The 24584-nt window shown below is 38.5% G+C and carries 23 protein-coding genes and 1 tRNA gene; 4 read left to right on the top strand and 20 right to left on the bottom strand.

The genetic code is table 11. From position 1 onward, the window contains the following. Nucleotides 1-36: 36 nt before the first annotated feature. The 4 genes from IB67_RS09575 to IB67_RS09560 form a co-directional block, all read right to left on the bottom strand. Complete coding sequence (locus IB67_RS09575) at nucleotides 37-1068, bottom strand: alkaline phosphatase family protein (RefSeq protein ID WP_245789673.1); 1032 nt, start codon at nucleotides 1066-1068, stop codon at nucleotides 37-39. A gap of 143 nt (nucleotides 1069-1211) precedes the next feature. Further along, a complete protein-coding gene (locus IB67_RS09570; RefSeq protein ID WP_072760756.1) occupies nucleotides 1212-3623 on the bottom strand; it encodes a sugar ABC transporter permease in 2412 nt (803 codons plus the stop codon). Next, a complete protein-coding gene (locus IB67_RS09565) occupies nucleotides 3623-5329 on the bottom strand; it encodes an ABC transporter permease subunit (protein WP_072760759.1) in 1707 nt (568 codons plus the stop codon). Before IB67_RS09565 ends, IB67_RS09570 begins: the two co-directional genes overlap by 1 nt. Before the next feature lie 140 nt (nucleotides 5330-5469). Next, a complete protein-coding gene (locus IB67_RS09560) occupies nucleotides 5470-6657 on the bottom strand; it encodes a sugar ABC transporter substrate-binding protein (RefSeq protein ID WP_072760767.1) in 1188 nt (395 codons plus the stop codon). A gap of 297 nt (nucleotides 6658-6954) precedes the next feature. Here IB67_RS09560 and IB67_RS09555 point away from each other — a divergent pair, with 297 nt between their 5' ends. After that, a complete protein-coding gene (locus tag IB67_RS09555) occupies nucleotides 6955-8298 on the top strand; it encodes a cyclic 2,3-diphosphoglycerate synthase (protein WP_072760769.1) in 1344 nt (447 codons plus the stop codon). A gap of 76 nt (nucleotides 8299-8374) precedes the next feature. Here IB67_RS09555 and IB67_RS09550 read toward each other — a convergent pair whose 3' ends face one another. The 3 genes from IB67_RS09550 to IB67_RS09540 are packed head-to-tail and all read right to left on the bottom strand — an operon-like array spanning nucleotide 8375 to nucleotide 10559. Further along, nucleotides 8375-8617, bottom strand: a complete 243-nt coding sequence (locus tag IB67_RS09550; RefSeq protein ID WP_072760771.1) for a hypothetical protein — start codon at nucleotides 8615-8617, stop codon at nucleotides 8375-8377. A 48-nt stretch (nucleotides 8618-8665) separates the two neighbouring features. Beyond that, a complete protein-coding gene (locus IB67_RS09545; RefSeq protein ID WP_339746414.1) occupies nucleotides 8666-9886 on the bottom strand; it encodes a HAMP domain-containing sensor histidine kinase in 1221 nt (406 codons plus the stop codon). Continuing rightward, nucleotides 9861-10559: a response regulator transcription factor gene (locus tag IB67_RS09540; RefSeq protein WP_084634432.1), complete on the bottom strand. Its 699-nt coding sequence runs from the start codon at nucleotides 10557-10559 to the stop codon at nucleotides 9861-9863. The genes IB67_RS09545 and IB67_RS09540 overlap by 26 nt, the downstream gene beginning before the upstream one ends. A 74-nt stretch (nucleotides 10560-10633) precedes the next feature. Here IB67_RS09540 and IB67_RS09535 point away from each other — a divergent pair. Then, a tRNA-Ser gene (locus IB67_RS09535) sits at nucleotides 10634-10721 on the top strand. A gap of 28 nt (nucleotides 10722-10749) precedes the next feature. Here the strand turns inward: IB67_RS09535 and IB67_RS09530 are convergent. The 13 genes from IB67_RS09530 to IB67_RS09470 form a co-directional block, all read right to left on the bottom strand. Next, nucleotides 10750-11400: a hypothetical protein gene (locus tag IB67_RS09530; protein WP_072760775.1), complete on the bottom strand. Its 651-nt coding sequence runs from the start codon at nucleotides 11398-11400 to the stop codon at nucleotides 10750-10752. 9 nt (nucleotides 11401-11409) lie between these two features. Then, complete coding sequence (locus IB67_RS09525; protein WP_072760800.1) at nucleotides 11410-12387, bottom strand: elongator complex protein 3; 978 nt, start codon at nucleotides 12385-12387, stop codon at nucleotides 11410-11412. Next, the gene (locus tag IB67_RS09520; RefSeq protein ID WP_072760777.1) at nucleotides 12387-12830 is read right to left on the bottom strand and encodes a GatB/YqeY domain-containing protein; all 444 of its coding nucleotides are present in this window, start codon (nucleotides 12828-12830) and stop codon (nucleotides 12387-12389) included. The genes IB67_RS09525 and IB67_RS09520 overlap by 1 nt, the downstream gene beginning before the upstream one ends. 22 nt (nucleotides 12831-12852) lie before the next feature. Next, nucleotides 12853-13824, bottom strand: a complete 972-nt coding sequence (locus tag IB67_RS09515; protein ID WP_498875294.1) for a histone deacetylase family protein — start codon at nucleotides 13822-13824, stop codon at nucleotides 12853-12855. Further along, nucleotides 13825-14262: a ribose 5-phosphate isomerase B gene (gene rpiB / locus IB67_RS09510; RefSeq protein WP_072760781.1), complete on the bottom strand. Its 438-nt coding sequence runs from the start codon at nucleotides 14260-14262 to the stop codon at nucleotides 13825-13827. Nucleotides 14263-14294: 32 nt separating this feature from the next. Then, the gene (locus IB67_RS09505; RefSeq protein WP_072760783.1) at nucleotides 14295-14630 is read right to left on the bottom strand and encodes an STAS domain-containing protein; all 336 of its coding nucleotides are present in this window, start codon (nucleotides 14628-14630) and stop codon (nucleotides 14295-14297) included. A gap of 29 nt (nucleotides 14631-14659) precedes the next feature. Then, complete coding sequence (locus tag IB67_RS09500) at nucleotides 14660-14995, bottom strand: STAS domain-containing protein (protein ID WP_072760099.1); 336 nt, start codon at nucleotides 14993-14995, stop codon at nucleotides 14660-14662. Between the two features lie 29 nt (nucleotides 14996-15024). Further along, a complete protein-coding gene (gene lexA / locus IB67_RS09495) occupies nucleotides 15025-15621 on the bottom strand; it encodes a transcriptional repressor LexA (protein WP_072760097.1) in 597 nt (198 codons plus the stop codon). Continuing rightward, a complete protein-coding gene (locus IB67_RS09490; protein WP_072760095.1) occupies nucleotides 15618-16031 on the bottom strand; it encodes a hypothetical protein in 414 nt (137 codons plus the stop codon). The genes lexA and IB67_RS09490 overlap by 4 nt, the downstream gene beginning before the upstream one ends. A gap of 1 nt (nucleotide 16032) precedes the next feature. Next, nucleotides 16033-18444 (bottom strand): DNA gyrase subunit A, encoded by a 2412-nt coding sequence (gyrA, locus tag IB67_RS09485; protein WP_072760131.1) that lies wholly within the window; start codon nucleotides 18442-18444, stop codon nucleotides 16033-16035. A 136-nt stretch (nucleotides 18445-18580) separates the two neighbouring features. Beyond that, nucleotides 18581-20515 carry a methionine--tRNA ligase gene (metG, locus tag IB67_RS09480; protein ID WP_072760093.1) on the bottom strand — a complete coding sequence of 645 codons (1935 nt, stop codon included), beginning with the start codon at nucleotides 20513-20515 and terminating at the stop codon, nucleotides 18581-18583. A gap of 203 nt (nucleotides 20516-20718) precedes the next feature. Next, complete coding sequence (locus tag IB67_RS09475) at nucleotides 20719-22491, bottom strand: LysM peptidoglycan-binding domain-containing protein (RefSeq protein WP_424695111.1); 1773 nt, start codon at nucleotides 22489-22491, stop codon at nucleotides 20719-20721. Then, complete coding sequence (locus IB67_RS09470; RefSeq protein WP_072760091.1) at nucleotides 22488-23066, bottom strand: thymidine kinase; 579 nt, start codon at nucleotides 23064-23066, stop codon at nucleotides 22488-22490. Before IB67_RS09470 ends, IB67_RS09475 begins: the two co-directional genes overlap by 4 nt. Before the next feature lie 106 nt (nucleotides 23067-23172). On the opposite strand from IB67_RS09470, the gene IB67_RS09465 reads away from it, so the two are divergent. Further along, nucleotides 23173-23988, top strand: coding sequence for a TatD family hydrolase (locus tag IB67_RS09465; protein ID WP_072760089.1), 816 nt, complete (start codon nucleotides 23173-23175; stop codon nucleotides 23986-23988). Further along, nucleotides 23985-24548 carry a Holliday junction branch migration protein RuvA gene (ruvA, locus tag IB67_RS09460; RefSeq protein WP_072760087.1) on the top strand — a complete coding sequence of 188 codons (564 nt, stop codon included), beginning with the start codon at nucleotides 23985-23987 and terminating at the stop codon, nucleotides 24546-24548. The genes IB67_RS09465 and ruvA overlap by 4 nt, the downstream gene beginning before the upstream one ends. The last annotated feature ends 36 nt before the right edge of the window (nucleotides 24549-24584 follow it).

Genomic DNA, 24584 nt, shown 5'->3' with positions numbered 1-24584 from the left:
TTCCTCCCGCTTCTAAGTTTATTTTATACTTTTAATTCATCGTCTCAAAAACACCGCAGGAACATACAATTCTTCTTCAGTGAGCCCACCGTGCATTCCTGCGAGCCTTTCCTCGCCTCCGCTGTACATATATGTGAAGGCATTATTCTTTGTTGCAATCATTATAGCATCACCTATTCTGTTGTACAACTCCGGGTGTGTTCTTCCAGGACCAAAGAGTTCCATCTCGAGCGCTTCTTTATTAGACAAGAAAATTGCTGAATTTGGATAATTCTCGTCAAAGTATAACCTTAACGCATCGTAGGCACTACGCTTCAAAAGGTAGAAATACATCATCCTCATCTCTCCACCGGGTGGAGAAGATAAAAGTCTATTAAATGAATCCGTAGGTTTCAAGAAGTTGTTGCTCGAATTTGGAATTTGAATCATTCCGTGATCAGAAGTGATTACAAAGAGCGAGTCGTGTGGCAGACTTTCAGAGGTAAATCTTTTCAATTCCATAAGTATCCTTGTCATTTCCATATCGTATGCATCGCTATCTGGTCCTTTTTTGTGCCCCAATCCGTCCAAGTGTCCCCAGTAAACGTAGAGAATTCCGCTCCAGTCTTCTAAAAGTTTCTTTCTAAGTGTTGCTAACAAGTCGCCCATGTAGTAATAACCCATTATATGTCCGTTCTTGTGTATTAGGTAAGATAATCCAGAATTGGCAATCGACGCGTGTGTTATAACTCCGCCGTACAATCCCTTTTCCTTTAACTGGTCAAATATGTTATCTATTCGATGGAGTCTTTTTTTCAGAATACTCGAGAATATATTTCCTTCAATTCCAGGATAAGTAAACTCTATCATGTTTGCAAGTCCGCCGATTTCTCTTAGGTAAAGAATATATCCTAACAATCCGTGTTCTTTTGGGGTCTTCCCTGTAAACCAACTTGTAACAGCCGCAGCTGTTGTAGAAGGAAAAACGCTCGATACCTTCAATATACTTTCAAACCCAAGTTTTTCGTTCACTTGGATAAATTTGTTGTATCCCATTCCATCAACAAGAAATATAACTATCTTATTCACTCCATTGAAAAACCCCTCGAAGGAACCTTCGAGGGGAAATTCTGGGTGATTTGAATGACATCCAAAATGTTTAAGAAATCGTGAGAGAAGATTTACAATAGATTTTTGGTAATCAGGCAAATAAAGCTCGTGCTCATTTAACATTAACCTTTTACTGCTCCTTTCACAAGGCCTCCAACGATGTACTTTTGCATCAGTAAGAAGAGTATAACCATTGGTATCATACCTATCATCGCTGCTGCAGTGAAAAGTCCCCATTGTGTTTCAAATGGTCCTGTCGAGAATGTGTAAAGACCGATAGCATAAGTGTACTGTTGAACGTCTTGGAGAATTATCCTTGCAAGAACGAATTCATTGAATGTCCCCATGAAAGTTAGTATTACTATAACAGCAAGTATTGGTGAAGCGAGTGGAAGAACTATCTTTACGAATGTCTGCCATCTTGTTGCGCCATCTATAAGTGCGGCTTCTTCAAGAGAATCTGGAATCGTGTCGTAGTATCCTTTGATAAGGTACATATTATAGGCTATACCACCGAGATACGCAAATATAAGACCCGAGAGCTTGCTTAAGCCAAATCCAGGTATGTACTTTCCAGCAAATGCCAAGAACGTGTAGATAGCTATCATGTACATTATTGCCGGGAACATTTGAATCAGTAACAATCCCATTATACCATACTTTCTTCCTTTGAACCTCATTCTACTGAACGGATATGCGGCTAGTGCTGTTACAGCTGTAATTATTAATGAAACTGAGAGCGAAACGATAACACTGTTCAGTATCCATCTCATCATGTAATGGTCAGGTTTCCTTTGCCATATCTGGTCTATTCTGAATGAAGCACCATCAATCTTTTTAGAATAAGCAGTTATATCCTTTAAATTCAATTTATCGGAGAGTTCGGAAGACTTCCTTGACATAACGTTCATATTTGGCACAACATTGTTTCTGTAAACAGAGAGCACAGTGTCAGTAAGCCTTTCCATTGACATTGGTCTGACTTTTACGCCAGTTTTTGAAACGGGCATAAATCTTGGACCTTGGATTTCTATGTCAGACAGGTATAACTTCAAGTCACTTATGAAAGGTCCATAATTTTGAACGAACAAGTCATAGTTTGTGAACATATCTTTAGCGGTTCCGGGCCAGTCAAGTTTATTTGCTATGCTCCTTAGTGTTTTTTGCTTTTTCTCATCCCTAATCAGACTTGCAACATCACTGACTATGCCAAATATTCTTTTTGATTGCAAGTTCAGCATCTGGAGCTGTGCAGGTAACCTCATGTTTGAGACTCTTGACTTAACTTCGTTCAACTGAACAATGGCAAGCTGCGCTTTTAGGTAAAGCAGTGCATCGTGTATAAGTTCATAAGCCTTTTCTATCTCTGTATTTATCTCTTCTTTCCTTTTTTCGAGTTTATTTTGCATAGCTTTGTACTTCTCTATCTGACTCTGGAGCGCTAACATCTTACTTGTATAATTGTTAAGCTTACTGAGCATTGAGACCGCCTCATTTACCGTACTTGACACCCTTACAGTGAATGTATCAAGCGTATTCAAAAAGTCAGCGTATGGTGCCTTGTCTTTATCAACTGCGGCAGACCAGTTATTTAGTACTAAATCATAATATTTTTGAAATTCTGTCAATGCTTGATCTATATCGTTCAAGTCTGTGAACTTTTGGATGTTCAACTGTATGTCTTTAATTTTACTCAGGGTGTTGGTGAATCTTTCCATAATAGCTGTTTCGTCCGGAATCATTTCCGCATAGACACTTGAGTTTTTTGCAGCTTCGAGCAGTTCTGAAGCAGATTTCAAGACAAGAGTATATTCCGAAAGCTGCGGAATAAGATAAGAACGTATTGTTCGAACGGAGGCTAAGAATACACCCTGATACTGTGCATAGGATTTTTCTAAGGGTTGCAAAGTCATCTTAACGCTGCTGATTTGCGAATCTATCTCTTCCAATTCGGATTTCTTATTGCCAATAAGGAGTTCCCATTCCTTTTGTCCTTGGTAAGGGTCGATATCAACAAGTGCACTCAAATCCTCTCCGCTGTTATAAAGCTCATATGCGGCAACTTGTAAATACTTCGTCGGCTTTTCAAACTTTAGCTCACCAACTATCTTATCAATGTCACTCACATAACCTTTTATTAAAGCATCAGAATTTTTCTCGAAGTATTCCCTTAGATTCGATATTGCCGTGTCTATCTGAGACTTCAAATTTTCAGTTTCTTGTATATACTTTTTGAACCTTTGGACATCCTCTTTGAAATATTGGGTTGCTTTTTCTATAGTTATTTTATCGTGTGGTGGAGCCATTAGTATAAGTGCATCCATATCGGATACGAGCCTTGGTCCATTCTTTTCTGGTGCAAGAAGGTCGATATAATTTTGAAGGGTCATTCTACTACTGAAGAGCTTCGTCGAAAATGCCGCGTTATCCCTTCTAAGCGAGGTAGAAACAACCCATACTATTGGAAATAGAACAGCTACTGAAATGATTATGAGAATTATATGTGTTAGAATTTTTCTCTCTTTTCGAACCATTATCTATTCACCTCCTCAAAGGAGCCGGACAAACGGAAGTTGATGAAGCTGAGAGTTCCAACTATAAGGAATATGATAATTGAAATTGCCGATGCAAATCCGAAATCCTGACCTCGTCCACCTTCAAAAGCGAGCTTGTAAGTGTAGGATATAAGAATATCAGTTGAACCAGCTGGTGTGGTTGTATTTGGCATCGCTGGTCCACCACCAGTTAAGAGGTAGATATTAACAAAATTGTTGAAGTTAAACGCGAAGCTTCCAACCAAAAGCGGTGCTATTGTTGTCATAAGAAGTGGGAATGTTATCTTCCAAAATCTCTGCCATTTGTTAGCACCATCGATAGCAGCTGCTTCGTAATAGTCTTCCGGTATGCTCTGAAGCGCACCGAGTGAAACAACCATCATGTATGGAAATCCGAGCCAAGTATTGACGGTAAGAACAGCAACCTTTGCCCAGAATGGATCATTAAACCACTTAATCGGTTCCGCACCAAAAAGCTGCGTCACGACAAACTTGTTGAGAATACCATATGTCTCATTGAAAAACCCATTCTTCCAAACAAGAACTGAAATGAATGCAGGAATAGCCCAAGGAATTATCAGCAATGACCTGTAAATCGCCCTACCTCTTAAGTTCGGATTATTAAGAACAAGAGCAAGTATCAGACCAATTACAAAAGTGAAGAGAACGCTGAGAGCTGCCCAGGTGAAGTTCCAAACAAATATCTTTGCAAAAGGACCTGAAACAGTCGGATCTGTGAAAATTCTTGTGAAATTCTTCAGTCCATAACCAGAGATGTAGCCACCAACTGCTACTTTTTCGCCTTTTTCATTTATATCGTAAATAGTACCATTCTCTTCGATTAACGGCCTGTTAGTAATCGTATTAATCAATACTGTCTTAACTATGCTCTTTCCTTTCTCTATAGTTTCTGCGAGACCAAGTTTGTACATGTGCCTAATCTTATACATATACAATTTTCCTTCTTCGTTCTGTCTCACAGCATATCTTTCTGACGATTTATCGACAAACTCTATTTTACTCATAGTTGGGAAGAGAATAGAATACTTAAAGTAATCTTCGTTAATTTGTGTAGAAGTATCGTCTGGACTGTAGAAGTACTTATATATATTCCCCGAGTCTTTTATTAATTCAATTCTTCCATTTTGAAGTTCTGTCTGAACTCCACTTTCGTTAATTTTGAGAAACTGCGCCTCAGCTAAGATTAACTGACCAGCTTCGCTTTTCAAGACGTTGTAATCTTTCGCAATGTAAGTTTCCGTTGCCGAAGAAACAACCACTACAAAATCGGATGTTGGTTGAGTGCCGTCAAACTTTACGTAAACACTGTAATTGAGTGGTGTGCTTTCTTCCACAATGTACGTGTAAATTGGATCAACCAACAATCTCTCAACGACTTCCTGTCTTGTCATTATGTGACCAGTTCCATAGTTCGTGAAAGCTGTTCTGATCGTAAAAGCTATCGGATAAAGCACAAGTATAAACAAAAGAACAAGAGCGGGTATCATGTATCTGTACGGATAAGCGTTCCTGTTAATTATGAAAAAGTCAATCAAAAATATAAGCACAAACAAAGTTACAGATAGCTCATAAAAGCCTCTGCCAAAAAGGAAAATCCCTCCAAGAACTCCAAATACTGTGAAAAACACCAAAAAGATCCAGCCAAGCACTTTCAAGAATCTCATGGGTATTCCTCCCCGACTGTATTTTTGAACATTCATTTGGTACGTTTGACTTTGAAAGAATGTTGCAGATTAGGTTTTGATATAGACATTAAGAAAAAGCACGGGGGCATACCCCCGTGCCCCTATCTGTATTTCAAGAATTATTTAATCTGTGCTTTAATCTGTGCAACTGCGTCTGCAAGTGCTTTTTCTGCTGGTACTCCTTGGTCAAGCGTCTTTGCGAGTGCGTCTCCCATTGCTCCCCAAACTGCTGCCATCTCTGGAACATTTGGCATTGGAAGTCCGTACTTTCCAAGGAAGTCTGCGAATTTCTTTGTAAGTGGATCTCTTGACATAACAAGTTCGTTAACATCGCTTCTTGATGGACATCTTGGGTCAGCTTGCCAAATTTGGAACATTATGTCTTTTGTTGCGATGAATTTTGTTAAGAAGTCAAGTGCGAAGAGTTTATTCTTGCTCTTTGCGTTAACCATGAAACCTTGTGCACCGAAGAATGGCTTTGGATTCTTTCCGCCAGGGAGTGTTGGAATTGGTGCAACGTCAAAGTTGATACCCGCTTGTTTGTAGCCTGGAACTGCCCATGGACCATTGATTATCATTGCTGCAAGACCATCTTTGAAGAGACCGTCCATTGTATTGTAGTTGTCACCTGATGTGAGTATCTTTTCATCAACAAGTTTCTTTATGAGTTTAAGACCTTCAATTGCACCTGCGTTTGCAAGTCCAACGTCTTTTACGTTAACCTTTCCTGATTTGTCCGTTCCGAATACATAACCGCCCATACCAAAGAATGCAAATGAGCTGAAGTAGAAGTTTTTGTAATCGTAAATCAAACCTCTAACTTCTCCGCCAAAGTCCTTTTCAATCTTCTTTGCAAGTGTTATGAGCTCATCGAATGTTTTTGGTGGGTTCTGAACGTAATCTTTGTTGTACATTAGTGCAGGACCGTCAAATGCATATGGTACACCGTAGAGTTTTCCATTGTAGGTGAAACCTTGGAGTGGTGCTGGGAAGTACTTGTCTTTTTCTGGAAGGTTTATTGGTTCGAGTAAACCGTTGACAACAAGTTCTCCAACCCAGTCGTGTGCTCCAACGATGATATCTGGACCTTCTCCTGCTGGTGCTGCTGTTAAGAATTTCGACTTGATGTCACCAAAATTTACCTGAACGACATCAACCTGTACACCATACTTTGCTTTGTACTGATCCGCAAGTTTCTTAAGAATAGGAACTTGTGCCTCAGATGTCCATATAGTAATCTTTTTGGCTTGAGCAAAAGCCAAGAAGACAAACAATACTGCTAAAACTACCGTAAGAACTTTTCTCATACACTCTACCTCCCCTTCTAAGATAATGTGGAAACCATTAGTATTATACTACAACAAGTAAGAAAGTAAACAACATTTTGGAATAGTTTCCAAGAATCTGTGAAAAGACTTACAAAACCTTTGAATACATTAGAGAACATACTTTTGCATACGCGAGCATACAAGAGCATAATAATATACTTAAATTATTTTTTCTGAAATTCATTCTTTGCTGTTATTGAAATTACACCCTTTACAATGTATAATTAGTCTGCATTCATTCGAAAATCATGGTATATAAAGTTGGAGGTGAAAGTGATGGAAAAAAGAAGGAGAAGAGTTATCATCTTAGGTGCCGCAGGAAGAGATTTCCACAACTTCAACACATTCTTCAGAAACAACCCCGATTACGAAGTTGTAGCATTTACAGCAACTCAAATTCCTGATATAGCAGGTAGAGTATATCCCGCCGAGCTTGCTGGACCACTTTATCCAAACGGAATTCCTATTGAAGATGAGGCAAACTTACCCGAGTTAGTCAAAAAATATGATGTTGACGAAGTAATCCTTGCTTACAGTGATTTACCGCACCAATATGTTATGGAAAGAGCTGCTATAGCTCTTGCTACAGGTGCGGATTTCAAATTGATGGGTCCAAAAGCAACAACTGTTGAATCAACAAAACCTGTTGTATCGGTGTGTGCAATCAGAACAGGTTGTGGAAAGAGTCAGACAACAAGAAGAGTTCTTGACATACTCAGAAGCAAGGGCATGAAGGTTATTTCCATAAGACACCCGATGCCATACGGCGACCTTGTTGCACAGAAAGTTCAAAGATTCGCAGATTATTCAGACCTTGATAAACACAACTGCACAATTGAAGAGAGAGAAGAATACGAGCCACATATCGACAGAAAGAGCGTTATCTACGCAGGTGTTGATTACGAGGCAATATTGAGAAGTGCAGAAGCAGAAAACCCAGATGTAATTCTCTGGGACGGTGGAAATAACGACTTTCCATTCTACAAGTCTGACCTTCAGATAGTCGTTGTTGACCCACACAGACCAGGCCATGAAGTGACATACTATCCAGGCATGGCAAACTTACTCATGGCAGATGTCATAGTAATCAATAAAGAAGAGACAGCAAATAGGGAAGATATCGAGACAGTGAGAAGAAATATCGCAAAGTGGAACCCAAATGCAATAGTAGTAGATGCAGCTTCTCCAATTTTCGTTGATGATCCATCACTGATCAGAGGCAAGAAGGTTCTCGTTGTTGAAGATGGACCAACCCTAACACATGGCGAAATGAGATATGGAGCAGGTTACGTTGCAGCAAAAAGATTTGGAGCAAAGGAAATTATTGACCCAAGACCATTTGCTGTTGGCTCAATAGTTGAAACATACAAAAAATACAACCACCTTGACGTTATACTCCCAGCAATGGGTTATGGTGAAAAACAAATTAAAGAATTAGAAGAAACAATAAACAAGTCAGATGCTGACGTAGTTATCATTGGTACTCCAATCGACCTCAGAAGAGTTATGCACATAAATAAACCTGCAGTAAGAGTTAGGTATGAATTGCAAGAAATCGGCGAACCAACATTGGAAGAAATACTTACAGATTTTCTCAAACAAAAAGGGTTACTTAAATAATAAGTGCAGTAGAAAAAAGGCGAGTGGAAAATAACCACTCGCCTTTTCTTATTTTTTGTAAAGTGTAGTTGCAAATTCAAACACTTGTATCGATGTTCTGTCCTTGATAAAGCTGACCTGCGATCCTAACAAGCTTGAGATTCATATCTTGCTGTTTGTAAAATGCAAATTCCAGTGTTTTCAGCATAAGTTCTTTTGCTTGATTTACTTGTGTTTGAACATCAGAGACTCCAGATGTTCCAGAATGTACTGGAACACTTCGTTGAATAGGAAACATACTGATACCTGTATAACCGGATCCAAGACCGTTAACTTGCATAAATATCACCTCATATTTGTTATCGACCAAAATTTGATAGAATTAATATCACCCATTCTTAATCTTAAGAATTGAAAACACTGTACGTTCATCAGAACTATACAGCTTTATCTGTAATCCAAGTTTCTTAGCTATTTCGCTTGCTATGTACAAGCCCAACCCTGTTCCAGAAGAGTTTTCACCTTTATAGAATCTCTCAAATATTTTGTCCCGAACTTCATCTGATATCTTTGGTCCATGGTTTATGACGTCTATCTTGCCGTTATCTATGCTTACTATAACAGGTGGAGCACCGTGGGTAAATGCGTTGTCAACAAGGATAGTCAATATTATACCGAGTCCTTCTTTGTTCGTTTCAATAGTTCCTTCCCCTTCAACGATAACTTCTCTGTCTTTAAACTTGTGTTGTACAATTTCTGATATGAAGTCACGAATGTTAATCTTCTCTTCCGTAAGAGTTTCCACCCTTGCTATTAACAGCATATTCTCTATGATATTTTTAATTTCTTTTGCGCTTTCTTCTATCGCCTGAACAGATTCTGTAAGTATCTCTTCATTTTTCGCTCCCCACCTCTTAAGCATGTTTACATAACCGAGAAGAGTCGCAATAGGCGTTCTAAGCTCGTGGGAGACCGCAGACACGAAAGATTCCTGTGCCTTGTAAGAACGTTCAATTCTTTCCATCAAATCATTGAACTTCGACACTAATTCTTCAACTTCCAAGCTCTTAGGTTTAATCTTTACCCGATATGAGACATCTGACCCACCAAGAAGTTCAATTTCTGAGACGAATGCTTTTATTTCCTTTACACTTTCCTTCGTTAGTACATAGGTAGATAAGAAGATACCTCCAGCGATCAATACTATGGTGAACATGAAAATCTTCCTTATGTTCTCCAAAAACCGCATCGTAGGTGTAACATCTTTTCCCAAAATAATATCATCAAGTTTCACAAAGTAGTAGTGTTTATCCCCAATCTTTTGAAATCCGTTTACATCTTTCAAACCTATACCATACGGGTCATTGATAACTTCACCGGTAGACAAATCCGCAACATAAACATCCCATCTTAGAACGAAATATTGCTTTCCAACCGGTGTATCTACAACTGTGACAAACCTCTGAGGATTGATGAAGTCTGAAGTAACACTTCGAACAGCGAGGACGTAAAAATATCTGTAAATAAGCAGAAGTGCTATAGATACAACTAAAACAGAAGCGAGAGTTGTGAAGAAAGATATCTTAGTGGTCAGTTTCAAGTTTCTCACCAACTAACTTGTATCCTATACCTCTTACTGTCTTTATTATGTCTGGAGATAGCTTTTTTCGTAAATAATTAATATAAACTTCGACTGTGTTGTCAGAACCGTAGTAATCAATTCCCCAGACTGCGTCTAAAATTTCTTCTTTACTGACTGCACGGCTGTGATTCTTTAAAAGGTATAACAAGAGTTCAAATTCAGTTTTGCTCAAGTCAACTTCCCTTCCATTGAATAAAACAACATGCTTATCTTCATATACTTCCAGATTCCCTAACCGTATCGGTGTTGATATCGATATGTGTTTTCTCCTCAATAGCGCTCTTATCCGTGCCAATAATTCCTCGTTATCAAATGGCTTTGTAAGGTAATCATCAGCTCCTGATTCAAAGCCTGTTAGTTTGTCTTTTTTCATTCCCAAAGCTGTAAGCATCAAAATGAGAACATCAGGGCTCAACTTTCTGATTTCTTTTGCAACTTCGTATCCATCAGTATCCGGAAGCATTATATCCAATATAACCAAATCAGGTTTCTCGCTCCCAAAGTTTTCAATTGCATCGATACCACTCTCGTAGGTAACGACACTATATCCAGCATGCTGTAACTCCAATTCGATCAGCCTTCTAAGCTTTCTATCGTCTTCTACTATCATAATTTTCGGTATATTACTTGTAGAACTCACTGATGAATTCACCTCTTTTGCATATTGAAAAATCTTCAGCTTATGATATACTATTTGAGCAGAGCTTAAAGGTCGGAGGCGTGTCCGAATGGCTAAGGAGCCGGTCTCGAAAATCGGTGGACCTCGCGGTCCTTGTGGGTTCGAGTCCCACCGCCTCCGCCAATTTTTATTTTATATTGAAATCTTTCGATTACTTGCTTGTTTTTACCGACTGATAGAATTCATTCCTCCAAAGCATGTCAAAGTCAATTCCATCATTTTTCAACATTTCAAAAAAATCATAGGCGAAAACCTTCATTATGCTCAAAGAGTACTCATCGTCGAGTATCACAATATAGTAGTATGTAATAACCTCTCCGCTTGATTTTGTCCATATCTTGAAAACTGGTGCCAAAGATTCGTCACTCGTTATGTGCTGATAGAGCTTATCAAAAACCAGTTTCAAATTTTCTGCGTAAAATTCTTTTTTCGCAGGATTTTGAGAAACGATTTTTTGAAGAATTTCCTTCTGCAATTCATCGATTGATTCTATAACTTTCTGATATGCCGTTTGGAGAGCAGACTCTTTTACGGTTCGCTCGTTAAAATTTGGGCCTGACGCCTGACCAAGTCCGTATATTACTTTGCTTTTCTTGTCCTTGACCCAGTCATTGAGTCTATTGGTTAAAACATTATTTTCGTACACCAAAGAAACAGAAGGATCACTTTTTCCAACGTCCGGAATAACCTCCTGTACGGATGGTAAAGCAACAGGTTCCTTCGGAATTGTAACCAGAACTTGTGTAAAAAGCAGTGTTGTAGCTACTACTCCAAATATCAACCAAAATATTAATTCCTGCATCATACCACCTCATGAAATTTTCTGTAGCGTGAATTCATCAACAAATCTGCGTATAAACACCTTGTAAGGAATGCTGTCGAGCAGAATATCATCTGCTTCGATTTCTCTCCGGTCGAGTTCTATATTGGAATTCCCATAGGCTGAAATCCAAGACTTATATCGTCTGTTGTACTGAATTTGGTGTATGTCGTACCTTTCTACCAGCATCCTTATTATAGAACTTCTAACAAGGTCACCGAAAGAAGGATGATATGGTCCCGCGACGATGAACTGCTTTTGTGAATCAGGTACATAGTATCCTAAACGAGTTACAACCCCTCCGAAACTCTCTACAAACATTGTCATTTCCGAAATAATAGTAACAGCATCTTCAAGAGTCAAAGGTTCATATTCACCATTATTGTAAAGTTGCTCCAGTTCCGTGTCTTTGAAAACAATAGTCGGATGTATCCTGAAAAGCTTAACTCCTTCATTTAAAAGCTTACTGACAGTGCGTAAATCCTTTTCACTTGTGTCATACGGAAGCCCTATCATCAAGTGGGCTACAACTTCAAAATGATTTTGAACGAGTCTAATTGACTTTAGAACGTCTTCCTTAGTATAGTTTCTCTTAGAATGTTTTAACACATCATCGTCTAAGCTCTCTACACCGAGTTCTATTGTTTTAACATTGCCTGATTTCAATATTTCCAAGATTTCTTCATCTATACTATCAGGCCTTGTAGATATTCTTTTTGGAATATCAGGCCTTATTGATAACAATCTTTTCATAACATCTTTTGGAAGCCCTGTAAAAGTGCCACCATAGAATGCTATTTCGTCGATATCATTTTTGTCTTTAAGAAGCTGTTCCAAAACATAAAATTTAGGAACATTTTCACCAGTCATTATCGACTGATTGCAATAAACACACCGAGTCTTGCACCCTAAGTTTGGAAGAAATATTGGATATATTTTCAGTTTATTCGCAATTTTCACTCGATTCATCAACTCAATAGTTCCTTCACCACTTCATTGACTAACTTACCATCGGCCGAACCTTTGACTCGTGCCATAACTTCTTTCATAACTTTTCCAAAATCTTTCTGCGTAGCGTTAAGTTCCTTAATTACAGCGGACACAATTGCGGCAATCTCATCTTTTGACAGCATCTTTGGAGCGTATTCTTCCAGTATCTTAAGCTCTTCTTCTTCTGCCTTTGCAAGGTCTTCCCTTCCAGCATTCCTGTAAGCTTCTATCGATTCTTGTCTCTTCTTAATTTCTTTCAGTATCAGCTTTTGTATGTCCTCATCGGTTGCCTCTCTTTTTTCACCCTCGACTTCGAAATATCCAATAGCCGTCTTAATTGCTCTAAGAACTCTTAGTCTGAGGTCATCTTTATTCTTCATAGCTTCTTTCATATCGCTCAAAATCTTTTCCTTAAGGCTCATTTATACTCCTCCTTGCATAATATTAGCTTAGGAATCCCTCAAGAAAATTCTTTACTGCAGAGAGATTTGAATAATGATTATAACCACCTTCATGTACTAAGACTTTGTACTTTACCTTTGATGTGGCATCAGCAATCAGTCTGCCTGCTATCTTGTAATCTTCAGATTTTAAAGAAAACTTACCTACTGGATCTTTAACATGCGTATCGGTTCCGAGAGAAAGCAAAAACACATCGGGGCTAAATTCTTGAATCTTCTCCAGTGCCTTTCTTAGTGCCTTAAAATAAATCCTTCCATCAGTTCCCCTTGGAAGTGGTATATTTATATTCTTCCCTCTGCCTTTTCCCTCACCTATCTCGTCTTCAAAACCACTGTACCATGGATAGAATTCTTTTGGATCACCATGCAAAGAGACATAGAGCACATTTGGATCAGCATAAAAGATGTCTTGCGTGCCGTTACCGTGGTGGAAGTCAACATCTAAGATTGCAACCTTCATACCCTTTTCTTCAAAAAATTTCGCAGCGATTGCAACATTGTTGAAATAACAATAACCACCACCGAAACTACGCATCGCATGATGCCCGGGTGGCCGAGTTAATGCATATGTTACTTTTCCACTTGTGAAAGAACACTCTGCAGCAGACAATGCAACGTCCACTGCCCGTTTAGCTGCAATATAAGTAAGATTGTTTATAGGAGTTCCAGTATCAAAAATTAAATCGACAAAAAAGACTTCTGGAATATATTCACCAGATACTTCCTGAGATTTTTTGACAATGTACTTAAAATATTTTTCAGTATGCACTTTGAGAATCCATTCTTCAGAGAATTCAACGACGCTTCCTGATTGAAATTTCTTATTTAAATAACCTAACACCCCAGTAAGTCTCTCGGGTTTTTCTGGATTTCTTACGAATTTTCCATTGTCGATTTCTTTCCTTGGTACAAAATCAACGTTCAAATCTGAAAAGAAAACGAATTCACACGACATTTATTCCTCAAGCTCCTCAATTTTCTTAACTCTTCTTTCGTGCCTTCCACCTTCAAATTCGGCAGCAAGAAACGCATCAACTGTCCATTTTGCCAGTTCAATACCCATAAGTCTGCCAGGCAAAACTAATATATTAGCGTTGTTGTGTCTTCTGGCATATGTCGCCATATCAGGGAAAAGACACAAAGCCGCTCTTATTCCCTTTACTTTATTCGCTGCTATTGACATTCCTATTCCTGTTCCGCACAGCAATATTCCATAATCGCACTCTTTCTTTACGACCTTTTCCGCAACCTTTTTGGCGTAGTCGGGATAATCGACGCTTTCAATTGAATAAGTACCGCAATCGATGACTTCGACCTCACTCTTCTTCAAATGTTCAACAATCCTTTCTTTTAATTCAAAGGCTGCATGGTCACTGCCAATGGCTATTTTCATATCGATCACACCCATCATTTAGAATTATAGAATTACTTTATCGCATTTACGGCTTCCATCACTGAAGGATACGACCTTATAACTTTATCAAGCGCCGTCATTGCAAGCAGCTTCTTAACATTTTCATTTGGACCTGCAAAAGCTATTACACCATTTGCTGAAAGAGCACTTTTGTGTAAGCTCACGAATGTTCCCAATCCAAAACTGTCTACTGAATTCACCTTTGCAAAGTCAAAAACGATTTTAGATTTTCCTTTTTTTATGAGATTGTCCACAACCCAATTTCTAAGTGACATGGCATTTTGCATATTAATTTCTCCGTCGAGTGCCACTACCGCAACACCGAACTGCTCTGTAAAAGTGTACATATGATCCCCTCCTTTTAAATCTAAGCTTTTTACTTATTAAGAAACTCAATGGCTTCCCTTTCATTATCATAAATATTCAAAATTCTATCTAAAGCTGTCATTTTAAGTAAGTTCTTAATGTTACTATCAAGATTCAAAAAAACAACCGCTCCAGCGTTCATCAATGCTTGCTTGTGGAGTGCGACCATAGTTCCAAGGCCTGTGCTATCTATATACTTAGTTTCAGAAAAATCAAGAATTACTTTTTTCAAACCTTTATCGAAAGAATTTTCATATACAAATCTTTTAATATCCTGAGCATTAGTTAGCTCCATTTCTTCAGGAACTTTAAAAAGAACTATATCTCCTAATTTCTTCATTTCCATAACTGTCCACCCCTTACTGTGAAAATAACCTATTTAAGAACTCTAATTAGCCCTACCATTTTACCTATAACTCTAACCTTCTTTGGATCCTGCTTTATAATTGGGTACGAATCATTCTCTGGAACTAACTCTATGACATCATCCCTAACAAAGATACGCTTAAGTGTTACCTTATCATCAACCGTGACGGCAACTATCGAATTGTTTTCTGCCGTATATTGCTTTTTGATGATTACATAATCTCCATCAACAATGTGTGCATTAATCATACTATCGCCTTGAACTTTCAAGGCAAAGTAAACTCCATAACCTCGAAGCATGACCAACGGTACCTCAATTTCTTCGTCAACTTCTTCAAACATTTCTATGGCTTGTCCAGCAGCGATTTTTCCTTTAACAGGAATTGTAATACTTTCCTTCCTGTCAGCCAAGGTTATCGTCCTTGGTCCTTTGGCACGTGTTATGTAACCTTTCTTTTCTAATGCTATTATATGTTGCTGAGCACCACGTGGCGTCATCTTGAAATGACGCGCTATATCCCTAACAGATGGAGAGTATCCTTTCATTGTTATATAGTCTTTTATAAACTCATAGATTTGCTGCTGTTTTTCTGTCAAATTCCTCATACGTCGAACACCATCCAAAAATGAATTCTTGAACCCAGAACTTTTACTTTAAGTGCGTGGTAAGTCAAAGCTTTGATTCTAAAAATCACTCTAAGCGGTATCAAATAAATGCAGGAGTTCTCGACTTTGATTGGAAAATATCCCCTGTCTATTAAAGAAATTATATCATTTACTGTGTCAAAAACGCTGTCTATGAATTCATCCGACTCGTCCATATCTTTAATCATTTTTATATTATAACATTTTTTTACAATATTTTGCAAATTGTCATTTGAAACTTCAACATTTTTTGAACTTTCGATCTCTGCATTCTCTTTGAAAATCTCGATTAAATCTCTCAGCAGCTCATCGATATCATTTACAATTACTTCATACGCCAAATCCGCTTTGTGTTCAATTTCCCTGTACAAATCAATCTTCACCACCGATAACGGCAAAATCTGCGACGATATCTCCGTCAGCAAGGTGGATCACTTTGACTCCCTGTGCTACACGTCCGCGTGAAGGTACATCGCTAACTTTGAATTTTATAGTCGCACCGTCTTTGGTAAATACAACGACTTCTTCATCACCTTTTACATATGAAACACCAACAATAGCTCCTGTTTTTTCAAGGTCGGCGATATTCTTTATACCAATTCCATTTCTCGACTGCTTCCTGTATTCTGAAGCTTCTGTCAGTTTTCCAAAACCATTTTCTGTTATTGTGAGTATAAATCCTTCGTCATTTTCCAAAATGGTTGCAGAGACAACTTGGTCGCCTTCTCGCAATCTTATTCCACCAACACCTGCTGCGGATCTTCCCATCGTTCTTACTTCTTCAAGTCCAAACCTGATGCTCATTCCAAGTTTAGTAGAGATCAACACAGTGTGCTCCTCAGATGAAACTTTCAACACAGAAACAAGCTCGTCACCTTCTCTAAAAGTTATAGCCCTTATACCTTTTGATGTTATATTCCTAAACTCCTCAAGTTTCGTTCTCTTAACCACACCATTCTTAGTCACAAAAAGCAAGTCGCCACTGTAATCTGATATATCCATCATTGCAAGAACCTTTTCGCCTTGTTCAAGCTTTATATACTTATTAACGGGCTTACCTTTCGTTGTGCGTCCACTTTCTTCTATCTCTAAGTTTTCAAGTTCGTATACCTTACCAAAGGAAGTGAAGAACAACGTATTGTTGTGCAACTGCGTATAAATTATCTGTGAGACGATATCGTCTTCCATTAAGTTGGTTCCAGTAACTCCCTTTCCATTGCGCCTTTGCGTTCGGAAGACATTGAGGTCCATCAACTTTAAGAAGCCTTTTCTTGTCAACGTCATAACAACATCCTTGTTTGGTACAAGATCCTTCTTATCAAACCGCGTTATTGTTTCTTCGTATTCTGTTATCTCGGTTCTTCTCTCATCTCCGTACTTTTCCTTCAATTCCAGAAGTTCTTGAATCATGACTTCATAGACCTTCTCATCGCTCATCAATATTTCTTTTTCCCTTTCCAATCGCAGTAATACTTCCCTGTACTCACCTTGCAGGTTCTGAGTTTCCAAGTTTGTAAGCCTACCAAGTCTCATGTCCAATACTGCCTTTGCCTGTTCTTCAGTTAGTTGGAGAATATCGATCAACTGTGCTGTCGCATCTGAAGAATCTTTCGCACCTCGCACAATGTTTACAACGGTGTCTATCGCCCTCGAAGCTTTTATCAGTCCTTCAAGGATATGAGCCTTTCTTGAATCCTGTTGGTACGCATACTGTGTGCGCCTGCGTATAACTTCAAACCTGTGTCTGACAAATGCCTCAACTATTTGCTTAAGATTCATCAGTCTTGGTTGCTTATCTGCATCTATTACCAAGAACGTTGCGTTGAATCTCGTTTGAAGGCCTGTTTTCTGGTAGAGATTGTTCAAAATAACTTCCTCGTTTATTTCTTCTGGAAATTCGATTACAACCCTAAGACCTTCTTTATCACTTTCATCTCTTAAATCCTTGACTGGAATCTCTTCTTCTTGTAAGTATTCAGCAATCTGGTTTATTAAATCTGCTTTGCTTATGCCATAGGGTATCTCGGTAATTATTATGCTTTTTTTCTTCTTCTCATGTTTTACTTCAACTTTGCCTCTTACAGTGAAACTGCCTTTGCCTGTAACATACATTTCACGTATTCCAGCTCTTCCTATGATAATTCCACCAGTTGGAAAATCCGGGCCTTTGATTATATCAAGCAGCCTTTCGACAGAAATATCCGGTTCTTTAATAACTGCGACTATTGTATCCACCACGTCTTTCAAATTATGCGTTGGAATGCTTGTCGCCATACCAACTGCTATACCACTCGCACCGTTAAGCAATAAATTTGGCAATTTTGAAGGCAGAACTTCTGGTTCTTGCAACGACCCGTCGAAGTTATCTAACATACGGACAGTATTTTTCTCTATATCTTCCATCATTTCTTCCGAGATTTTATGCAGACGAGCCTCGGTATACCTCATCGCAGCTGGTGGGTCCCTATCAACAGACCCAAAGTTTCCTTGCCCTTCAACAAGTGAATATCTCATGGACCAAGGTTGTGCCATTCTCACAAGCGCTTCGTAAATCGAAGCGTCACCGTGCGGGTGATACTTACCCATCACTTCACCAACGATACGTGCAGACTTTTTAAATGGCTTATTGTGCGATAATCCCAACTCATACATTGAGTACAGAATTCTTCGTTGAACAGGTTTTAAACCGTCTCTAACATCTGGGATAGCGCGCCCGATGATTACACTCATCGAGTAGCTCAGATATGATTTCACAAGTTCCTCTTCGAGCAATCGCTCTATTATATTATTATCTTTTGAATCGCCATTAGATTCAACGGGATTGTTTACATCACTGAATTCTTTCTCGCTCACCTTGAGTTACCTCCTCAAATTCCAGACTAATTTGACTAACCACAAATCTGAAATACCATGAAACTTATTACGAAATCTTCGCTCCCGGTTCGATTTCATCAGATACTGTTAACAGTTTGAGCTTATCGTTCTTCTTAGCGGCAAGCAGCATTCCGTTTGATTCAAGTCCCATCAACTTTGCAGGCTTCAAATTGGCTACAACAATTATTAGCCTTCCTACGAGCTCTTCGGGTTTATAGAACTGAGCTATACCTGCTACTATCTGTCTCCTGCCAAGTTCACCAAGGTCTATCTGTAACTTAACTAATTTTTCGGACTTCTCCACTTTCTCGGCTTCTAAAATCTTTGCAACGCGCAAATCTACTTTTTTGAAGTAATCTATATCTATAAGATCACTCATAGTTACGACATTTTCAACTTTAGTTTCAGCTTGACCCTTAATTTGCTCTTTTTCCATAAACTTTTCCTCCTTACCTTTTTCAAATTTCTTAAACAGTGGTTCACCATGTAGAATCTTTCTGTCTTTGAGATGTTCCCACCCAGTCAAATAAATCTCTGAGAAATCACTGCTTATACCAAGTCTTGAATAGACTTCTTTTGATGAATCAGGCATAACTGGCGAAACAAGTGTTGCAACTTTCAGTGTACTCTCTACAACCAAAGACAAAACTGTTCCAAGTCTTTCCTTATTACCTTCCTTTGCCAACACCCAAGGCCTTGTTTCGTCAAAGTATTTGTTCAGATACCCTATAAACTGCCACAATCTATCAAGCGCATCGGTTATCTTGTAACTGTCCATCAGGCTTATATATTCCTCTTTTGTCTTTTCATATTCACTTATGAGGCTCTTATCAATTTCTTCTAACGAAGAAATACCCGGAACTATTGAGGAAAAATGTTTCACAATCATAGCAAGTGTCCTATGGAGCAGGTTACCGTAATCGTTAGCAAGATCAGAATTCAATCTCTTAACGAGGTTTTCTTCGGAAAAGTCTCCATCCTTTCCAAAAACTATATCTCTAACGAGGTAATATCTAACAACGTCGTTACCATATTTCTTTACGTACTCACGTGGATCTATAGCATTTCCAAGCGACTTGCTTATCTTCTGGCCATTCACAGTCAACCAGCCGTGCGCAAAGACTTTCTTTGGTAAAGGTAGTCCGACCGACATCAACATTGCAGGCCAAATAAGGCTGTGGAACCTGTTAATTTCCTTTCCTATTAGATGTACATCAGCGGGCCACCATTTGTTGAAATTATCCATGTTGTCAGGATAACCGATTGCCGAAATATAGTTTATCAGTGCATCGACCCAGACGTAAATGACGTGTTCTGGATCTTTTGGCATTGGTATGCCCCATTTTAACGTTGTTCTGGTTATCGAAAGGTCTTTCAGACCAGATTCGAGAATTTTTAACATCTCGTTTTTTCTGAAATCAGGCTCAACAAACTCGGGATTATCTTGGAAATGCTTTAGAAGAGGCTCCGTATACTTTGACAATCTGAAGAAATAGTTTTCCTCTTTGATGACCTGGACTTCTCTTCTGCACGATGGACAAAGGTTGTGTCCGTGTTCATCATGCTCTAATTCATCTTCGTTCCAGTACGTTTCACACGGTACACAGTACCATCCTTCATACGTACCTTTGTAGACATCGCCATTTTCGAGCATCCTTGAAACAAAGTACTGAACAGTTCTCATGTGATTTTCATCTGTCGTTCTTATAAAATAATCGTTTGTGATATTCAAATCCTTCCACAAATCTTTAAATTTCTGTGCAAGTTCATCGCAGAGAACTTGAGGTTCAACACCTTTCTCTCGTGCTGCCTGAGCTATTTTTTGACCGTGTTCATCCGTACCAGTCAGATAAAAAACTTCGTAGCCGAGCATTCTCTTGTAACGAGCCAAGATATCACCAACAATCGTAGTATATGAGCTCCCTATATGAGGTTCCGCGTTAACATAATAAATAGGCGTCGTAATATAAAACTTTTTCACTCAAAACACCTCCGGATGTGTTCTATTTATTTAACTATTTCAACTTTTATATATTATACCACACATATGGTAACTATGTGTGAATGATACAAAAACTTGGTTTTCAGAGAGATTAACTTAAGAAATAAAAGCGAGGTGAATCACTATCACCCCGCCTATGAAAAACTATTCTAAATTCTGAATATCTGGTTCACTCTTTTCATTTATTTGGCTTCGAAAAGTTCTTTCAATGGTGGAATAAGGTCTAAATACTTCTTGTAGTAGATGAACTTCCATCCCGGCCTTATCAAATTCGGGTCTTTGATAATAGGATTAAGTTTCAAGAGTTCCTCTTCACTAACACCCAATCTGTAAGCAACTTGTCTGAAAGTATCACCCGCTTGAACAGTGTATGTCAGGAGTACCAAGGACTCTCTGTTTCTATCCTCCTCGTTGGCTATTACCCCATCGGACAACAGATTACCAATCGTGCTAAATAGTATTTTTTGCACAGGTACCTCAACATCATTGATAACTTTGCCTTTCAGTAATGGATTCTGACCGTATGTTCTTATAGTTGGCACTGACATAATAAGAGTATCGCTGTCTTCTAAAGGTTTACCCAAGAAGGTTATTTCTCTTATTGTCCCATTGTTCAACACAACCTTGTAGTTTATACCTTCAATAAGATCATAGAACCATGGATTGTTTACAACTGTTCTCGAGAACAAGACTTTACTATCTTCAAGCGATAAATACTGAAGGCTATTCTTGATTATCTCCTTTACTTCCCCACCAGAAAGCTTCAACACTTTTACAGATGTTGTTTTTCCAATCAACCCATATAGTTCTTTTCTTGTTATGTTTCCTTCCACTATACCTTTAAAATTCGGATTAAAGACATTCCAAATACCGATTTGCGCTCTTGTATATTCAATAATTGATTTATTCACCAACTCCGTGATTAAGCTATCTTCAAGAATGGCCATGTATTTGTTGAATCCAATTGTCACTGCAGATGCAAACAAGTTTTCGGAAAGCCATTTTTCCACTTCTGTTTCAAATTTCTGAGCCCATGAAATAATATCCTCGTTGACTTTGATATCAGCCATTTTGACATTCTTAATGGAAACGTTGTTCAATTTCCATTTAGTTCCGTTCTTCGTGAATTCAAGATTGATTTCATTCACTGACAATCCATCATTACCTGGAAGTGAGTAAATCACGTTTTGATTCTTACCCGTATAAATTAAGGCTTGATTTCCAAACAAGAAGATATTAACATCTTTTGAGAAATTCTTTACCAAAGCGTCCCCTATGTTCAAATTGCTTTCCAAAGCTATTCTGTTTCCTTTTACGGGATCATAAGAAATGCCACCACTTGTCGCGAGCACGATTGCGTCTGGCGCAACTTCTTTCTTAACTCTATCTATCCTTTCGCGAAGATTTGCAATATAGTCACTGTACTTATATTCACCATAAGGTGGTACGACGCCGAAAATCGCTATTTTTATACCGTTTGGAAGTACTTTGACATAGTAGTTTTTAATACCGTCTATCTCGCCAACTAAGTTTGTCGCAAGAACAAATCCATTAAACTTTCTTACATACTGATTCAGATACTCTTTACCAAGCGAAAGCTCAAACGTTCCTGGTACTAAAACATCGTAACCTGTTTTGTTAATTAACTCTAAAACTCGATTTTCTGCTATGTCCTTTTCAACAAAATAATCACCAAACGGACTTCCGTAAAGGATATTTCCTGTATCGATGAGAACAAAATTCTGATTCTCTGCTCTCTTTGAAGTCACGTATGAATAAATATACGTCAAACCTTTTGGCTCAAAAGTATCATTAAAATAATTGTAGGGCAAAACATTTCCATATATGTTACTCGTGTGGACAACTGTCACATTTGCTTTCGATTGTGCTACAACAAATGCAGAAATAAAAATGAACAGTGAACCCAAAATAATCTTCCACTTTCTCACCATCATTTATCTCCCTCCTTCAAAGATAATTCTCTATAACAATCTTTACAAACTGCTATATATTTTTCTTTCCCTCCAACATCGATCACACCACCGTTTGTCTTCTTCTTGAACGATAGTGTCCCATTGTATTCTCCACATATTTCACACACTGCTTTTTTCTTTATGACCTCGTCAGCTATTGCCATAAGCTTAGCTGTTGCTTCGAAAGGTTCCCACAGATAGCTCATGTCAAGACCCGCACAATATACATCAACACCATCTGAGGTTATCTTTTTTAGCACATCAACTATTGCTTCATCAAAAAAATGCACCTCATCAACAAAAATCGCATCGGGCCTTTCTCCAACTGAATAATACACACGAGCCAGTTCATCAGAACTCGCAACTACCTTAGCAGGCATTTTAAAAAACTTGTGCGTTACAACATCTTCAGCACTGTACCGGTTATCGATGGCTGGCTTAAAAATAACGATTTTCTTCCTTCCAAGGTCATAAATCTCCGCAAAATTTAGAAGTTCTGTCGTTTTTCCAGAATACATAGGTCCAGTAATCACCGTCAGTTTTCCGTAACGATCCATTGATACACCCCCAAAGCTGTTCTTGTTTCTCAATTTCAAAACTAAACATGATAAAGTTAATAAAATTCTGGTATAATTATATCAGAAAAAGGAGGCTGTGTATACCATGGAATTGAATTTAGACACACAAAAGTTGATAGACACACACGCACATTTGCACATGTGGCAATTCAAAAACGACCTGGAAGATGTGCTAAAACGTACTCAAGAGTTAAAATTTGTTTTGAATGTGTCTACGAATATGAAAGATATGCCTGAAACTATCAAGATTGCAAAGCGCCTTTCGAACACTTACTGTGCAATTGGTGTCCACCCTCACGATTCCAAAGATGCTCTTGAGCATAAAGAAAATTACCTTGATAAAATCGAAAGACTCGCAACAACTTCAAATAAAGTTATCGCGATTGGAGAAATAGGCCTTGATTATTTTAGGAACCTCTCACCTGTTGAGGTTCAGAAAAGAGTATTCGCCGATCAACTTGCTTTAGCCCAAAAGCTCGATTTGCCCGTCATACTCCACATTAGAGATGCATACGAAGACACGTACGATATTTTAAGTGCATTTAAGACTGAAAAATTACGTGGTATTGTTCACGCGTTCGGTTCAGATGAAAACTGGGCGAAGAAATTCGTAAAATTGGGTTTCAAAATAGGTATAGGCGGACCAATTACATATCCTAAGAACGAAATGCTTAGAAGAACAGTCAAAATAATAGGAATAGAAAATATAGTGACCGAAACTGACTGCCCATATCTACCACCACAACAGTTCAGAGGAAAAAGAAATGAACCGATTTATGTTGCATATGTTGTCGAAGAGCTAAACAAAATATTTGGCAAAGATGTGACCGAACATGTTTTGAGCAATGTAACGCAACTCTTTGGTTTGAACAACGAACTTCTTGGAGTTGATGCAAAGTGATAGAAGTAATAGAAGGAAAATACGCTGGACGCAGTGAGGGAAATCTGCTAATTAGGGTTGGAAGTTTTGTGCTAAGCATTGTTTGCGATGCAGAGAGCTTTTCAGAAACTTCAGAGGGAGAGGATATTAAAGTATATACAAAACTGGTAGTAACGCAGGAAGATATAACTCTATACGGGTTCGATTCTAAGGAAAAAAGAGAAGCCTTTGAAAAATTAACAAAAGTATCAAAACTTGGTCCAAAGACCGCTGTTAAAATATTGTCGGCAACGAGCTTAGAATATCTTTCTACAGCAATTGCAACAGGTGATATAGAAAAACTCTCCGCAATTCCAGGAATAGGACGTAAGACTGCAGAACGCATAGTTGCGGAGCTGAGAGAGGAATTTGAACCTATGCAAGTGGACAGTACATCTCTTGAAGCAATTGAGGCACTTGCTTCTCTTGGTTACAGCAAAGCTCAGGCTCAAAACGCTGTCAAGCAAGTGCGCAAAGAACTTCCAGATGCCAATTTATCGAGGGTCATAAAGGAATCTCTAAAGCTTCTGTCGAAGATGTAAAGTGGGAACTTTTGAAATTTTAAGTAGGGATGAGGG

Source organism: Fervidobacterium riparium (assembly GCF_025370035.1).
GTDB lineage: Bacteria > Thermotogota > Thermotogae > Thermotogales > Fervidobacteriaceae > Fervidobacterium > Fervidobacterium gondwanense.
The sequence above is the reverse complement of the archived record's forward strand: the minus strand, read 5'-3'. Positions and strand labels throughout refer to the sequence as shown.

Bases quoted from the DNA above. Each gene is read 5' to 3' on its own strand.
- IB67_RS09525 (WP_072760800.1), bottom strand. From the start codon at position 12,387: ATGAATCGAGTGAAAATTGCGAATAAACTGAAAATATATCCAATATTT.
- IB67_RS09470 (WP_072760091.1), bottom strand. From the start codon at position 23,066: ATGGATCGTTACGGAAAACTGACGGTGATTACTGGACCTATGTATTCT.
- IB67_RS09475 (WP_424695111.1), bottom strand. From the start codon at position 22,491: ATGATGGTGAGAAAGTGGAAGATTATTTTGGGTTCACTGTTCATTTTT.
- IB67_RS09550 (WP_072760771.1), bottom strand. From the start codon at position 8,617: ATGCAAGTTAACGGTCTTGGATCCGGTTATACAGGTATCAGTATGTTT.
- IB67_RS09570 (WP_072760756.1), bottom strand. From the start codon at position 3,623: ATGGTTCGAAAAGAGAGAAAAATTCTAACACATATAATTCTCATAATC.
- lexA (WP_072760097.1), bottom strand. From the start codon at position 15,621: ATGAGGAATTTGACAGAAAAACAGCAGCAAATCTATGAGTTTATAAAA.
- rpiB (WP_072760781.1), bottom strand. From the start codon at position 14,262: ATGAAAATAGCCATTGGCAGTGACCATGCAGCCTTTGAATTAAAAGAA.
- IB67_RS09465 (WP_072760089.1), top strand. From the start codon at position 23,173: ATGGAATTGAATTTAGACACACAAAAGTTGATAGACACACACGCACAT.
- IB67_RS09530 (WP_072760775.1), bottom strand. From the start codon at position 11,400: ATGCAGGAATTAATATTTTGGTTGATATTTGGAGTAGTAGCTACAACA.
- IB67_RS09560 (WP_072760767.1), bottom strand. From the start codon at position 6,657: ATGAGAAAAGTTCTTACGGTAGTTTTAGCAGTATTGTTTGTCTTCTTG.
- IB67_RS09515 (WP_498875294.1), bottom strand. From the start codon at position 13,824: ATGTCGTGTGAATTCGTTTTCTTTTCAGATTTGAACGTTGATTTTGTA.
- IB67_RS09500 (WP_072760099.1), bottom strand. From the start codon at position 14,995: ATGGAAATGAAGAAATTAGGAGATATAGTTCTTTTTAAAGTTCCTGAA.
- IB67_RS09505 (WP_072760783.1), bottom strand. From the start codon at position 14,630: ATGTACACTTTTACAGAGCAGTTCGGTGTTGCGGTAGTGGCACTCGAC.
- IB67_RS09520 (WP_072760777.1), bottom strand. From the start codon at position 12,830: ATGAGCCTTAAGGAAAAGATTTTGAGCGATATGAAAGAAGCTATGAAG.
- IB67_RS09565 (WP_072760759.1), bottom strand. From the start codon at position 5,329: ATGAGATTCTTGAAAGTGCTTGGCTGGATCTTTTTGGTGTTTTTCACA.
- IB67_RS09555 (WP_072760769.1), top strand. From the start codon at position 6,955: ATGGAAAAAAGAAGGAGAAGAGTTATCATCTTAGGTGCCGCAGGAAGA.